At 69.9% G+C, this 12,855-nt stretch carries 13 protein-coding genes; 4 read left to right on the plus strand and 9 right to left on the minus strand.

All coding sequences use genetic code 11. From position 1 onward, the window contains the following. Window positions 1–89: 89 nt before the first annotated feature. A complete protein-coding gene (locus tag AB0912_RS09755; protein WP_366697549.1) occupies window positions 90–260 on the minus strand; it encodes a hypothetical protein in 171 nt (56 codons plus the stop codon). 117 nt (window positions 261–377) lie between these two features. Here AB0912_RS09755 and AB0912_RS09760 point away from each other — a divergent pair, with 117 nt between their 5' ends. After that, window positions 378–1,208, plus strand: coding sequence for a hypothetical protein (locus tag AB0912_RS09760; protein ID WP_366697551.1), 831 nt, complete (start codon window positions 378–380; stop codon window positions 1,206–1,208). Between the two features lie 133 nt (window positions 1,209–1,341). After that, window positions 1,342–1,530, plus strand: a complete 189-nt coding sequence (locus AB0912_RS09765; protein ID WP_366697553.1) for a hypothetical protein — start codon at window positions 1,342–1,344, stop codon at window positions 1,528–1,530. Window positions 1,531–1,781: 251 nt separating this feature from the next. On the opposite strand, the gene AB0912_RS09770 is transcribed toward AB0912_RS09765, so the two are convergent. Beyond that, the gene (locus AB0912_RS09770) at window positions 1,782–2,138 is read right to left on the minus strand and encodes a metal-sensitive transcriptional regulator (protein WP_366697555.1); all 357 of its coding nucleotides are present in this window, start codon (window positions 2,136–2,138) and stop codon (window positions 1,782–1,784) included. 305 nt (window positions 2,139–2,443) lie between these two features. Between AB0912_RS09770 and AB0912_RS09775 the strand changes: the two genes are divergently transcribed. Both AB0912_RS09775 and AB0912_RS09780 read left to right on the plus strand, forming a co-directional pair. Beyond that, window positions 2,444–3,064 carry a DUF47 family protein gene (locus AB0912_RS09775; protein WP_366697557.1) on the plus strand — a complete coding sequence of 207 codons (621 nt, stop codon included), beginning with the start codon at window positions 2,444–2,446 and terminating at the stop codon, window positions 3,062–3,064. 7 nt (window positions 3,065–3,071) lie between these two features. Continuing rightward, window positions 3,072–4,070, plus strand: a complete 999-nt coding sequence (locus AB0912_RS09780; RefSeq protein ID WP_366697559.1) for an inorganic phosphate transporter — start codon at window positions 3,072–3,074, stop codon at window positions 4,068–4,070. A gap of 265 nt (window positions 4,071–4,335) precedes the next feature. Here AB0912_RS09780 and pstB read toward each other — a convergent pair whose 3' ends face one another. From pstB to AB0912_RS09815, 7 genes are all read right to left on the minus strand, one after another. After that, complete coding sequence (gene pstB, locus AB0912_RS09785; RefSeq protein ID WP_366697561.1) at window positions 4,336–5,112, minus strand: phosphate ABC transporter ATP-binding protein PstB; 777 nt, start codon at window positions 5,110–5,112, stop codon at window positions 4,336–4,338. Between the two features lie 47 nt (window positions 5,113–5,159). Further along, complete coding sequence (gene pstA, locus AB0912_RS09790) at window positions 5,160–6,218, minus strand: phosphate ABC transporter permease PstA (protein ID WP_366697563.1); 1,059 nt, start codon at window positions 6,216–6,218, stop codon at window positions 5,160–5,162. Further along, window positions 6,215–7,219: a phosphate ABC transporter permease subunit PstC gene (pstC, locus tag AB0912_RS09795; protein ID WP_366697565.1), complete on the minus strand. Its 1,005-nt coding sequence runs from the start codon at window positions 7,217–7,219 to the stop codon at window positions 6,215–6,217. The genes pstA and pstC overlap by 4 nt, the downstream gene beginning before the upstream one ends. A 100-nt stretch (window positions 7,220–7,319) precedes the next feature. Continuing rightward, the gene (gene pstS, locus AB0912_RS09800) at window positions 7,320–8,450 is read right to left on the minus strand and encodes a phosphate ABC transporter substrate-binding protein PstS (protein ID WP_366697567.1); all 1,131 of its coding nucleotides are present in this window, start codon (window positions 8,448–8,450) and stop codon (window positions 7,320–7,322) included. 374 nt (window positions 8,451–8,824) lie between these two features. Continuing rightward, window positions 8,825–9,271: an NUDIX hydrolase gene (locus AB0912_RS09805; RefSeq protein WP_366697569.1), complete on the minus strand. Its 447-nt coding sequence runs from the start codon at window positions 9,269–9,271 to the stop codon at window positions 8,825–8,827. 40 nt (window positions 9,272–9,311) lie between these two features. Further along, window positions 9,312–10,370 carry a CHAD domain-containing protein gene (locus tag AB0912_RS09810; protein WP_366697571.1) on the minus strand — a complete coding sequence of 353 codons (1,059 nt, stop codon included), beginning with the start codon at window positions 10,368–10,370 and terminating at the stop codon, window positions 9,312–9,314. Beyond that, window positions 10,351–12,582 (minus strand): RNA degradosome polyphosphate kinase, encoded by a 2,232-nt coding sequence (locus AB0912_RS09815; protein ID WP_366697573.1) that lies wholly within the window; start codon window positions 12,580–12,582, stop codon window positions 10,351–10,353. Before AB0912_RS09815 ends, AB0912_RS09810 begins: the two co-directional genes overlap by 20 nt. Window positions 12,583–12,855: the final 273 nt, after the last annotated feature.

Genomic DNA, 12,855 nt, shown 5'->3' on the forward strand with positions numbered 1-12,855 from the left:
AACCGCTACGACATCCGCATCACAGCACGGGCGTGGGGGCAGGGGGACGGCGGGGTCGGTCTGGGCCGGAGGTCAGGTGGTCGCCTGGGTCACGTGGTCGCCTGGGCGGCGTGGGTGGTGGCGTCCATGCGGGCCTGGCTTCTCGCCCGGCGGGCGGGGCCGCGCCAGCCGCAGGTGCAGCGGGCCAGACAGAAGGGGCCTTGCTCGACCGTGGTCGCGCGGTGCTCGGATACCGGGTCGCTGACGTCCTGCTGCTCCACACCGACAACGTTACCCAAGGCAAGTGAACGGACTCCCGCCGCGTGACGGCCGCCCGCACCCGTCGTTAACCGGACGACAGGGAGGCCCGGGACGGACCGGCTGGGGGTCGGCGGACGATGGTGGCGCAGCAGGAGGGGCGGACGGCCGCGGTGGCCCTCGTCATGGCGGGACTCGTGGTCTGTGGCACCGGGTGCTCGGGAAGCGGGGCCGCCGCCGAGGACGTGAGCATCGGCACCGACACCGTGGGGGCGCTGCGGCAGGCGGCCGGTGTGCTGGAGCGCGCGGGCAGCGCCAGGACCACCACGTCGATGGAGATGGCCACCGGCGGCACCCGGGTCACCATCCGCGGCCAGGGCGTCTACGACTTCCGCAAGCAGACCGGGCAGCTCAAGGTGATGCTGCCGCAGGACCCCGCCGGGACGGCCGAGCACCGGCCGATCACCGAACTGCTCGCGCCGGGCGCGCTGTTCATGAAGAACCGGGGCGCCGGTGTGCCCGCCGACAAATGGGTCCGGGTGGAGACGGCCGGTCTCACGGACGGGAACCTGGTGACCGGCGGCGCGACCGACCCGTACGCGGCGGCCGAGCTGCTGCGCGGCGCGCGGACGGCGACCTACGTGGGCCGGACCGAGATCGCCGGGACCTCGGTGCGGCACTACCGGGGGACCGCCGACCTGCTGGTGGCCGCGCGGGGCGCCTCCGCAGGGCAGGGGCCCGCGCTGCACGCAGCGGCGAAAGGGTTCGCCACCACCGCGGTCCCGTTCGACGCCTACCTCGACGACCAGGGGCGGCTGCGCAAGGTCCGGCACCGGTTCAGCTTCGTCAACGACCGGCAAAAGGGCACCGTCGACGTCGCCTCCACGACCCTGCTGTACGACTTCGGGGCCACCGCCCGGGTACGGCTGCCGGACGCCGGGGACATCTACGCCGGGAAGATCGCGGAGTAGTGGGTTCCGGCGCCATGGGCAAGAGCATCCGGAGCCGTAGCTTCACCGGAGGGCCGGAAATGGCCCTTCCGTGCCATGCGCGGTGTGTAGGCCGCTCCCTACTCTAGGAAGTCGGTGACGCCAGGAAGAGGTGATGCACGTGGCTCCGGTCGGCGGTACGGCAGTTCAGGACCACGTGGCCCTCGCCGAGATCGAGCTGTGCGGTGACCTGATCATCGCGGCCTCGGCCGCCCACGAGGACCGGCTCAGCCTGGAGAGCATCGACGCGGTGCTGAAAGTGGCCGAAGAACGTGCCTGTTCGGGAGGGGCGCAAAGGGACTAGGGCCGCTTCTCGGGCGCCGGTCCCCGCCGGGCGGAGGGGTGTCCCTCGGTCGGCCCGATCCAGGGGGCGGCGGCGTTCCGGCTCGGGTGTCCCCGGGATCGGTGTCCCCGGGACCGGTGGTCAGGCTCCGGCGTACCGGCTCCGGCGTTCCGCCTTCGGTGTACCGGCTCCGGTGGTCCCGGCGCGGGTTGGGAACGTCACAGGGGTCGCGGATGTCACATACGTCCCTTGCGTCGCGTACGTCACATCGCTCAGGTGCGGAGGAGCCGGCCGATCGCCTTCGTCGCTTCCTCGACCTTCGCGTCGATCTCGTCGCCGCCCTTGAGGGCCGCGTCCGCGACGCAGTGCCGCAGGTGCTCCTCCAGGAGCTGGAGGGCGAAGGACTGCAGGGCCTTCGTGGAGGCGGAGACCTGGGTGAGTATGTCGATGCAGTAGACGTCCTCGTCGACCATCCGCTGGAGGCCGCGGATCTGCCCCTCGATCCGGCGCAGCCGCTTCAGGTGTTCGTCTTTCCGCTGGTGGTAGCCGTGGACGCCGCGGTCGTGATCGGTCACGACCGCGTGCTCGTCGCCGGAGGGCGCGGTCGCGCCGGCCTCGGTGGTCGTCATCGCGTCCTCCTGTTGATCCACTCGGTGGTTTTGTCAGGGGCCTGACCGGGGACTGTCCCGGATGCCGGTCGGGATCCGGCCTGAGAACCTGGCCGAATCTCGTCTGATACGCCCTGTACGTATACCCCTGGTGGGTATATGGTACCGAACTTTGCCGGGTACAGGGCCCGTGCCAGACACCGGTACCGGACCCTGTGCTGATCACCGTGCCCGATGGGCGACACTGGGGGACGGCCCATTAGCCGTGGCCGGATGATGCGCCTAGCATCAGCCTGACCGAACCGAAGCACCCCGAGGACCCCAACGTGCGCTTTCGTCTGACCCCCAGGGAGACGAGCTTCTACGACATGTTCTCCGCATCCGCGGACAACATCGTCACGGGCTCGAAACTCCTGATGGAACTGCTCGGAGCGGACGCCTCCGACCGGGCCGAGATCGCAGAGCGTATGCGGGCCGCCGAACACGCCGGTGACGATGCGACACACGCGATCTTCCACCAGTTGAACTCCTCGTTCATCACGCCGTTCGACCGCGAGGACATCTACAACCTGGCCTCGTCCCTCGACGACATCATGGACTTCATGGAGGAGGCCGTCGACCTGGTCGTCCTCTACCAGGTCGAGGAGCTGCCCAAGGGCGTCGAGCAGCAGATCGAGGTACTGGCGCGGGCCGCGGACCTGACCGCGGAGGCCATGCCGAACCTGCGGACCATGGACAACCTCACCGAGTACTGGATCGAGGTCAACCGCCTGGAGAACCAGGCCGACCAGATCCACCGCAAGCTGCTCGCCCACCTCTTCAACGGCAAGTACGACGCCATCGAGGTGCTGAAGCTCAAGCAGATCGTGGATGTGCTGGAGGAAGCGGCCGACGCGTTCGAGCACGTGGCGAACACGGTGGAGACCATCGCCGTCAAGGAGTCCTGACCCGTTCATGGACACCTTTGCCTTGATCGTGACCATCGCGGTCGCGCTCGGATTCACGTACACGAACGGTTTCCACGACTCGGCGAACGCCATCGCCACGTCCGTGTCCACGCGTGCCCTGACGCCCCGGGCCGCGCTCGCCATGGCCGCGGTGATGAACCTCGCCGGTGCCTTCCTCGGCAGCGGGGTCGCCAAGACCGTCAGTGAGGGGCTGATCCAGACGCCCGAGGGGTCGAAGGGGATGGGCATCCTCTTCGCCGCCCTCATCGGCGCGATCACCTGGAACCTGATCACCTGGTACTTCGGTTTGCCCTCCTCGTCCTCGCACGCCCTGTTCGGCGGCATGGTCGGTGCGGCGCTGGCCGGCGGCACGCGGGTCTACTGGGACGGCGTGCTCGACAAGATCATCATCCCGATGTTCCTCTCGCCGGTGGTCGGCCTCATCGTCGGCTACCTGGTGATGACCGCGATCATGTGGCTGTTCCGGCGGTCCAACCCGCACAAGGCCAAGCGCGGGTTCCGTATCGCGCAGACCGTCTCGGCGGCCGGTATGGCGCTCGGGCACGGGCTCCAGGACGCCCAGAAGACGATGGGCATCGTCGTGATGGCGCTGGTCATCGCCGACGTGCAGGGCGCGGGGGACCCGATCCCGGTCTGGGTGAAGATCGTCTGCGCGATGATGCTGTCGCTGGGGACCTACGCGGGTGGCTGGCGGATCATGCGGACGCTGGGGCGGAAGATCATCGAACTCGATCCGCCGCAGGGGTTCGCCGCGGAGACGACGGGGGCGTCGATCATGTTCGCCACCGCCTACCTCTTCAAGGCGCCCATCTCGACCACGCATGTGATCACTTCCGCGATCATGGGTGTGGGGGCCACCAAGCGGGTGAACGCCGTGCGGTGGGGGGTCGCCAAGAACATCGTCCTCGGCTGGTTCATCACCATGCCGGCCGCCGCGCTTGTCGCCGCGCTGAGCTTCTGGGTCGTGAATCTGGCGGTGCTGTAGTCGTGAGTGCGGCGGTGCTGTCGCTGTAGCGGGCTGTTGGTTCGCCCCCTCCGCCCCTTCCCGTCCCGTTTCTGGGGGCTGCGCCCTCAGGTCCCCGCTTTCGGCCTTCGGCCTTGTCCTCAAACGCCGGACGGGCTGGATTTTCCCGGGCTGGCTGGTGATGTAAACGAGTGGGCCCGCCCCCGGTAGTCCGGGGGCGGGCCCTTTTCGTCCTCGCGGTGGCACCGCCATGCAGCACCGCGAGGGGTTCTGGGGAGGGGCCGGCTCAGCCGAAGCGGCCGGAGATGTAGTCCTCCGTGGCCTGGACGGACGGGTTGGAGAAGATCCGCTCCGTGTCGTCTATCTCGATCAGGCGGCCGGGCTGGCCGACCGCGGAGAGGTTGAAGAACGCCGTGCGGTCGGAGACGCGGGCGGCCTGCTGCATGTTGTGCGTCACGATGACGATCGTGAAGCGCTCCTTCAGCTCGCCGATCAGGTCCTCGATGGCGAGGGTGGAGATCGGGTCCAGGGCCGAGCAGGGCTCGTCCATGAGGAGGACCTGCGGCTCCACCGCGATCGCCCGGGCGATGCACAGCCGCTGCTGCTGGCCGCCGGACAGGCCGGAGCCGGGCTTGTTCAGCCGGTCCTTGACCTCGTTCCAGAGGTTCGCGCCCTTGAGGGACTTCTCCACGATGTCGCTCAGCTCGGACTTGTTGTAGGAGCCGTTGAGCTTCAGGCCCGCCGCCACGTTGTCGAAGATCGACATGGTGGGGAAGGGGTTGGGGCGCTGGAAGACCATGCCGATGGTGCGGCGCACGGCGACCGGGTCGATCGCGCTGCCGTACAGGTCCTCGTCGTCCAGCAGCACCTTGCCCTCGACGCGGCCGCCGGGGGTGACCTCGTGCATCCGGTTCAGGGTGCGCAGGAAGGTCGACTTGCCGCAGCCGGAGGGGCCGATGAAGGCCGTCACCGAGCGGGGCTCGACGGTCATGGAGATGTCTTCGATCGCCTTGTGGGCGCCGTAGTAGGCGGTCAGACCGCTTACGTCGATTCGCTTGGCCATGTCAGTCACTGCTTCTTTCGAAAGGATCGGATCGCTGATCGGCCGCGTCAGCGGCCCGCCTTGGGCGCCTTCCAGCGCGCGACGGCGCGGGCACCCATGTTGAGGATCATGACGAACAGGATGAGGGCGAGCGCCGCTGCCCAGGCCCGGTCGACGGACGCCGAGGTTCCGGCGGCGTACTGCTGGTAGATGTACAGCGGCAGCGACGCCTGCGGACCGTCGAAGGGGTTGTTGTTGATGAAGCCGGTGCCCCACACCAGCAGCAGCACCGGAGCGGTCTCACCGGTGATGCGCGCGACGGCCAGCATCACGCCCGTGGTGATGCCGCCGATGGACGTCGGCAGGACCACCTTGAGAATGGTGCGCCACTTCGGGATGCCGAGCGCGAGGGAGGCCTCGCGCAGCTCGTTCGGGACGAGCTTGAGCATCTCCTCGGTGGAGCGGACCACCACGGGCATCATCAGGATCGACAGGGCCATCGCGCCGGCGAAGCCGGAGTAGCCCATGTCCAGGATCAGGATCCAGAAGCTGAGAATGAACAGACCGGCGACGATCGACGGGATGCCCGTCATGACGTCGACGAAGAAGGTGACGGCCTTCGCGAGCTTGCCGCGGCCGTACTCGACGAGGTAGATCGCGGTGAGCACACCGATCGGCACGGCGATGAGCGAGGCGATGCCCACCTGCTCCAGGGTGCCGATGATCGCGTGGTAGATGCCGCCACCGGTGTCGGTGTCGGCGACCACGCCCATGGAGTGGCTCAGGAAGTGCGGGTCGAAGACCTTCACACCGCGCTTGACCGTCTCCCAGACCAGGGAGACGAGCGGGACGACGGCGACGATGAAGCAGACCCACACCAGGCTGGTGGCGACCCGGTCCTTGGCCTGGCGGCGGCCCTCGACGCGCGCGGCGACGACGTAGGTGCCGAGGACGAAGAGGAGCGCGGCGATCAGGCCCCACTGGACCTTGCTGTCGAGGCCGGCGCCGAGGCCGAGTCCGACGGCGACGATCACCGCGCCGGCCGCGATGGCCCAGGGGGACCACTTGGGAAGGCTGCCGCCGCGCAGGGAGCTGGCGTGCTTGCGGGTGACGGGTGCGTTGCTCATGCGTTGGCCCCCGAGTACTCCTTGCGGCGGTTGATGATGAGGCGGGCCGCGCCGTTGACCAGCAGGGTGATCACGAACAGGATCAGACCCGAGGCGATCAGGGCGTCCTGGCCGAACTCGGTGGCCTCGTTGAACTTGGCCGCGATGTTCTGCGCGAAGGTGCCGCCGCCGGGATCGAGCAGGCTGGCCTGGATGTCGAAGTTCGGGGAGAGCACGGTGGCGACGGCCATCGTCTCGCCGAGCGCGCGGCCGAGGCCGAGCATCGAGGCGGAGATCACGCCGGAGCGGCCGAAGGGCAGCACCGCCATGCGGATGACCTCCCAGCGGGTGGCGCCGAGCGCGAGGGCGGCCTCCTGGATCATCATCGGCGCCTGCCGGAAGACCTCACGGCTGACGTTGGTGATGATCGGGAGGATCATGATGGCGAGCAGGATGCCGACGGTGAGCATCGAGCGGGGCGCTCCGCCCTGCCACTCGAAGACGCCGGTCCAGCCGAAGTAGTGGTCGAGCCAGCCGAACAGGCCGTTCATGTGCGGCACCAGGACGAGGGCGCCCCAGAGGCCGTAGACGATGGACGGGACGGCGGCGAGCAGGTCGATCACGTACGCGATGGGGCCGCCGAGTCTGCGCGGCGCGTAGTGCGTGATGAACAGGGCGATGCCGACGGCGACCGGGACCGCGAGGGCCATGGCGATGATCGCGGAGACCACCGTGCCGAAGGCCAGCACCGCGATGCCGAAGGACGGCGGCTCGATGTTGGTGTTCCACTCGAACGTCGTGAGGAAGTTCGCGTGGTCCTTGCTGATCGCGATCGCGGCGCGGTAGGTGAGGAAGACCGCGATGGCGGCCATGATCACCAGCAGGAGGATGCCGGACCCGCGGGAGAGACCGAGGAAGACGCGGTCGCCGGGGCGGGTGGCGCCACGGGCCGCACGCTTCTGCTCGGTCGAAGGCGGTGGGGTGGGGGGTGGTGCTTCGGTGTTCTGTGTCGATATGTCCATCAGGAGTCTCCGGTCTGCGGAGCCGGGTCGAGTGGCGGCTCCAGGCGGCGGTGCACCGGACGGTGCGGCCCGCCTCGGTGAGGCGGGCCGCACACTCGGGTCAGCTCAGGTTCGCGACGGTGGAGCGGACCTTGGTGATGATCTCGTCGGGGATGGGCGCGTACTGGGCGGCGGTGAGCTGCTTCTGCCCTTCCTCGCTGGCGATGTAGGTGAGGAAGGACTTGGTGGCGGCCAGGGTGTCGGCCTTGTTGCCCTTCTCGCAGACGATCTCGTAGGTGACCAGGGTGAGCGGGTAGGCGCCCTCGGCGGTCGGCTTGTAGTTCAGCTCCAGGGCCAGGTCGTTGCCGACGCCGGCGACCTTGGCGGTGGAGATGGCCTTGGTGGCGTTCTCGACGGTGGCCTTGACCGGGGTGGCGGCGTCCGTCTTGAGGTCGACGGTGCTGATGCCGTCGGCGGCGTAGGACAGCTCGAAGTACGAGATCGCGCCGGAGGTCTGCTTGACCTGCTGGGCGAGGCCGGAGGAGCCCTGAGCGGACTGGCCGCCCTGCGCCTGCCAGGCCTTGCCGCCCGAGTACTTCCAGTCCGACGGGGCGACGGCCTTGAGGTACTTGGTGAAGTTGTCCGTGGTGCCGGACTCGTCCGAGCGGTGGAACGCCTGGATCTTGGTGCTGGGGAGCTTCGCGTCGGGGTTCAGCTTGGCGATCGCCTCGTCGTCCCACGTCTTGATCTTGCCGTCGAAGATCTTGGCGATCGTCGAGGCGTCCAGGACGAGGTTGTCGACACCCGGGAGGTTGTAACCGATGGCGATGGGGCCACCGACCATGGGCAGGTCGACCGCCGCGTTGCCGCCGCAGGTCTTCTTGGCCGCGGTGGCCTCTTCCGGCTTGAGAGCCGAGTCCGAACCGGCGAACGCGGTCTGGCCCTGGGTGAACGCGGTGACACCGGCGCCCGAACCCGTCGGGTTGTAGTTGATCTGAACGCCCTTGCAGGCGGCCGTGTAGGCCTTGACCCAGGCGTCGATCGCGTTCTTCTGCGCGGAGGAGCCGGAGGCCTGGAGCTGACCCTTGGCGTCGTCACACTTGATGGAGCCCGCGGCGGCGGTCGGCGCCGAGCTGCCGCCGCTGGTGTCCTTGCCCGTGTCGTCAGAGCCGCACGCCGTGAGGGCCAGGGCGCCGGAGACGGCGAGAGCACCGAGGGTGAGGGCCCGCCGGTTCATGCGCTGAAGCTTCACTTTCGGGAGTTCCTTCCAGGAGCCGCCGTCTGGAGGCGGCGTGCGAAGTCTGAGTAATGCGGTCTGTAGTGATGCGGCGGGATCGTCCTGCGACGTCCTTCGCACCGTGTACGGCCGAAATTAGGCAGATCAGGTGAAGGCGTCGATGGCCATAAGTGAACGGGGGGTGAACCCCTGAGGGCGGTGCGGTGAGGTCACGGAACGCTTACGTCGAGGACACGGCCGGATTCCGGCCCAGGGGGCCTGCGGGGAAACTCTAGGTAACCAACAGGGGTGGCCCCTGTTCCATCGTCCGCGCGCGTCCGCCATCCCTCATCCGGACGCACGTCACCCGGCCGGCCGGAGGGCCGCGCGTCCCGCGCGCCGGGTCCCGCTCACGCCAGGTGCAGCGCCGCCAGCAGCGCGTCCACCAGGTCGCGGTCGCGGGGCTGGGTGAGGCGGTCGCGGGCCGCGCCGGGGGAGAGCCACAGCACGCGGTCGACCTCGTCGTTCGGCGTGAAACCGCCGTCGCCCGCCTCGGCGGCCCAGTAGCGGACCTCCTTGGGACGGTCGCCGACGACATAGCGCAGCGTCGGAAGGGCGGCGCCCGGCACCGCGTCGTAGCCCGTCTCCTCGCCGACCTCGCGCAACGCGCCGGCCAGGGACTCCTCGCCGCGTTTCAGCTTGCCCTTGGGGTGCGACCAGTCGTCGTACTTGGGCCGGTGCACGAGACAGATCTCCAGCCCGGAGCCCGCCGGGGAGCGGCGCCACAGGACACAGCCCGCGGCGTGAATGGTGTCGTCGTCGGCCATGGAGTCTCCCTCAGGGGGTGCGTCGGCCATGGAGTCTCCCTCACGGGGTGGGTCGGCCGCGGGGCCTGCCTCACGGGGTGGGTACGGCTTCCTTCTGCCACGCCTGCTGGAAGGCGAACCTGGCCGCCTCCACCTCGTGCCGCTGGTCGGCGTGGAGCACCCCGAGCGCGTACGCCGTGGCCGGGGCGATCCGCGGGGTGCGCGCGGCTGCCGCCGCGGCAGCCGCCGCCTCGGCCGCGTCGCGGTGCCGGTTGAGCGCCTGCCCCGCGCCGAGCAGCCGTCCGTCGGCGGGGCACTGTCCGCCGTTCAGCACCTCGTGCGCGTAGCGGTGCAGCCGCAGCAGCAGCCGGACCTGGTGCCAGGGCGCGTCCTGCGGCTGGGGGGCGGTGTCCGCGGAGAGGCCGTGGACGAGAGCCTCCGCGTTGTAGGGGTGGCCCGCGGTGACCAGCGGCAGCGCGGTGACGGCGTCGGCGAGCCGGTCCTGTGCCGCGCGGGCCAGCGGGCGCAGGTCGGTGGTGTCGGCGGCCGGGGCGAGCGGGACCTCGCTGGCGAGGACGGCGACGCTGTCGGCGACCGCGTGGAACCGTGAGGAGCCGAGCGCCTGGAGGGCCGCCGAGTGGGCTCGGGTCCGCGCGAGGGTGAGCTGCCGGTCCAGGAGGGCGCCCGCCTTCGCGGCGCCGACGGTCAGGTTCCCCTTGGGGGCGGCCGGGGCGGAGCCCGCCTGCGCGGGCAGCGCGGTGGTCCCCGAGAGCCGGTTCAGCGCGCCGAGCAGCCGCTCCAGGCGGGCGGCGTAGGCGTGTTCGCGGGCCAGAGTGCCCGACAGCCAGGCCAGCTCGGGGCGCATCGACTCCGACCAGTCCGCGTCGAGCAGTGGCCGGAAGGTGTGCAGGCTGCCGCTGATCCGGCGGGCGGAGCGGCGCAGGGAACGCGCCGCGTCGCCCGCGTCGCCCGCCGCGTTGCCGGTTTCCCGGTGCTGGCGCAGCGAGCGCAGGAACTCCGTGGCCTGGGCCCGGAGATAGCCCGCCAGGGCGTCACCGATGGGGGCACCTTCCGGGCCGGGCCCGGCCGGGACCGCGGGGGCCGTCCCGGCCGGCGGACTGGTGGGGGGATCAAGGTGCTGCTGTGCCACGCCGGCGCCTCCGGGCGTCTATGAGCATCTCCTGGACGTTCCGCAGGGGCTGGCCGTCCGCGTCGGTCGCGTGTCGGGTCCACTCGCCGTCGGGGCCGAGGTGCCAGGAGGCGGTGGTGTCGGACATGCCGGTCTCCAGCAGCCGGTTGAGGGCTGCCCGGTGAGCCGGGTCGGTGACCCTGACCAGGGCCTCGATCCGCCGGTCGAGGTTGCGGTGCATCATGTCGGCGCTGCCGATCCACACCTCGGGTTCGCCGCCGTTGCCGAAGGTGAAGACCCGGGAGTGCTCCAGGAAGCGGCCGAGGACGGAACGCACCCGTATGTTCTCGGACAGGCCCGTGACGCCGGGCCGCACGGCGCAGATCCCGCGTACCCACACGTCGACCGGCACGCCGGCCTGGGAGGCGCGGTACAGGGAGTCGATGAGGGCCTCGTCCACCATCGAGTTGACCTTGATGCGGACGAACGCGGGGCGTCCGGCGTTGTGGTGCTGGACCTCCTTGTTGATCCGCGCGATCAGGCCGTCGCGCAGCGACTTGGGGGCGACCAGCAGCCGGCGGTAGGTCTCGCGGCGCGAGTAGCCGGACAGCCGGTTGAAGAGGTCGGAGAGGTCCGCGCCGACCTGGGGGTCGGCGGTGAGCAGGCCGAGGTCCTCGTAGAGCCGGGCCGTCTTCGGGTGGTAGTTGCCGGTGCCCACGTGGGAGTAGCGGCGCAGGGTGTCGCCCTCCTGCCGGACCACCAGCGACAGCTTGCAGTGGGTCTTCAGACCGACCAGGCCGTAGACGACGTGGCAGCCGGACTCCTCCAGCTTCCTGGCCCACTTGATGTTGGCCTGTTCGTCGAAGCGCGCCTTGATCTCGACCAGCACGAGGACCTGCTTGCCGGACTCGGCGGCGTCTATCAGCGCGTCCACGATGGGCGAGTCGCCCGAGGTCCGGTACAGGGTCTGCTTGATGGCGAGGACGTCCGGGTCGGCCGCCGCCTGCTCCAGGAAGGCCTGCACCGAGGTGGAGAAGGAGTCGTAGGGGTGGTGCAGCAGGACGTCGCGCTCGCGCAGGGCGGCGAAGATGTCCGGCGGGGACGCCGACTCGACCTCCGCGAGGTCGCGGTGGGTGCCGGCGATGAACTTGGGGTACTTCAGCTCGGGCCGGTCCAGCGAGCCGATGCCGAACAGGCCCGTGAGGTCCAGGGGGCCGGGCAGCGGGTACACCTCGGCCTCGGAGATCTTCAGTTCCCGTACGAGGAGGTCGAGGACGTACCGGTCGATGGACTCCTCGACCTCCAGGCGCACCGGCGGCCCGAAGCGGCGCCGCATCAGCTCCTTCTCCAGGGCCTGGAGCAGGTTCTCGGCGTCGTCCTCCTCGACCTCCAGGTCCTCGTTGCGGGTGAGCCGGAAGGTGTGGTGCTCCAGCACCTCCATGCCCGGGAACAGCTCCTCCAGGTGGGCCGCGATCACGTCCTCGATGGGGACGTAGCGGTTCGGGGAGGCCTCCAGGAAGCGGGAGAGCAGCGGCGGGACCTTGACGCGCGCGAAGTGCCGGTGGCCGCTGACCGGGTTCCGTACGACGACGGCCAGGTTCAGCGACAGGCCCGAGATGTACGGGAAGGGGTGCGCGGGGTCGACGGCCAGCGGGGTCAGGACCGGGAAGATCTGGTGCCGGAAGAGGGTGAACAGGCGGGCCTGTTCCTTCTCGGTCAGCTCGCTCCAGCGGACCAGGTGGATGCCCTCCTCCGCGAGCGCGGGGGCGACGTCCTCCTGGTAGCACGCGGCGTGCCGGGCCATCAGCTCGCGCGAGCGCGCCCAGATCATCTCCAGGACCTCGCGGGGCTGGAGACCGGAGGCGGACTTGGTGGCGACGCCGGTGGCGATGCGGCGCTTCAGGCCGGCGACCCGGACCATGAAGAACTCGTCCAGGTTGCTGGCGAAGATGGCCAGGAAGTTGGCGCGCTCCAGCAGCGGGGTGTTCGGGTCCTCCGCGAGTTCGAGCACGCGTTCGTTGAATGCCAGCCAGCTCCGCTCGCGGTCCAGGAACCGGCCCTGCGGCAGCGTGATGCCGTCCTGCACCGTGTCCTCGTACTCGTCGAGGTCGGCGTCGAGGTCGGGCTCCAGGTCGGAGACGTTGGCCGCGACCGTGTGCGGCCGGTGTGCGGCGATGGAACCGACGGAGGGCTGCGGGTGCTGCACGGGTGCCTGGGCGCTTGGCTGATTCATGGACCCATTCTTCCGCGCCGAAGGCGAGACCGGCGCGTCGGAGAGAGCGGGCGCCAGCGCGGCGATACGGAAATTGCCATTCCGTATCTCCGGCGTACGCTCACTCCGCGTGGTCGGCGAGGGCTCGTTCTCCGGCGAGGGAGAAGGCTCGGGCACGGCGGGCTGCATTCCCCGAGGGTCGCAAGGTCACCTGAATCGATGGTTACGAGGACATGACGTGCGGGCTATCGGGGGGCGGCTCCCGGACGTCCAGGCGCCCGGAAACCGCCTCCG

It is taken from the genome of Streptomyces sp. NPDC007084 (assembly GCF_040703595.1).
In the GTDB taxonomy this organism is placed as follows: domain Bacteria; phylum Actinomycetota; class Actinomycetes; order Streptomycetales; family Streptomycetaceae; genus Streptomyces.

Coding starts and splice junctions, on each gene's coding strand:
- AB0912_RS09760 (WP_366697551.1), top strand. CDS start 378: ATGGTGGCGCAGCAGGAGGGGCGGACGGCCGCGGTGGCCCTCGTCATG.
- AB0912_RS09765 (WP_366697553.1), top strand. CDS start 1,342: ATGCACGTGGCTCCGGTCGGCGGTACGGCAGTTCAGGACCACGTGGCC.
- AB0912_RS09770 (WP_366697555.1), bottom strand. CDS start 2,138: ATGACGACCACCGAGGCCGGCGCGACCGCGCCCTCCGGCGACGAGCAC.
- AB0912_RS09780 (WP_366697559.1), top strand. CDS start 3,072: ATGGACACCTTTGCCTTGATCGTGACCATCGCGGTCGCGCTCGGATTC.
- pstB (WP_366697561.1), bottom strand. CDS start 5,112: ATGGCCAAGCGAATCGACGTAAGCGGTCTGACCGCCTACTACGGCGCC.
- pstA (WP_366697563.1), bottom strand. CDS start 6,218: ATGAGCAACGCACCCGTCACCCGCAAGCACGCCAGCTCCCTGCGCGGC.
- pstC (WP_366697565.1), bottom strand. CDS start 7,219: ATGGACATATCGACACAGAACACCGAAGCACCACCCCCCACCCCACCG.
- AB0912_RS09805 (WP_366697569.1), bottom strand. CDS start 9,271: ATGGCCGACGCACCCCCTGAGGGAGACTCCATGGCCGACGACGACACC.
- AB0912_RS09815 (WP_366697573.1), bottom strand. CDS start 12,582: ATGAATCAGCCAAGCGCCCAGGCACCCGTGCAGCACCCGCAGCCCTCC.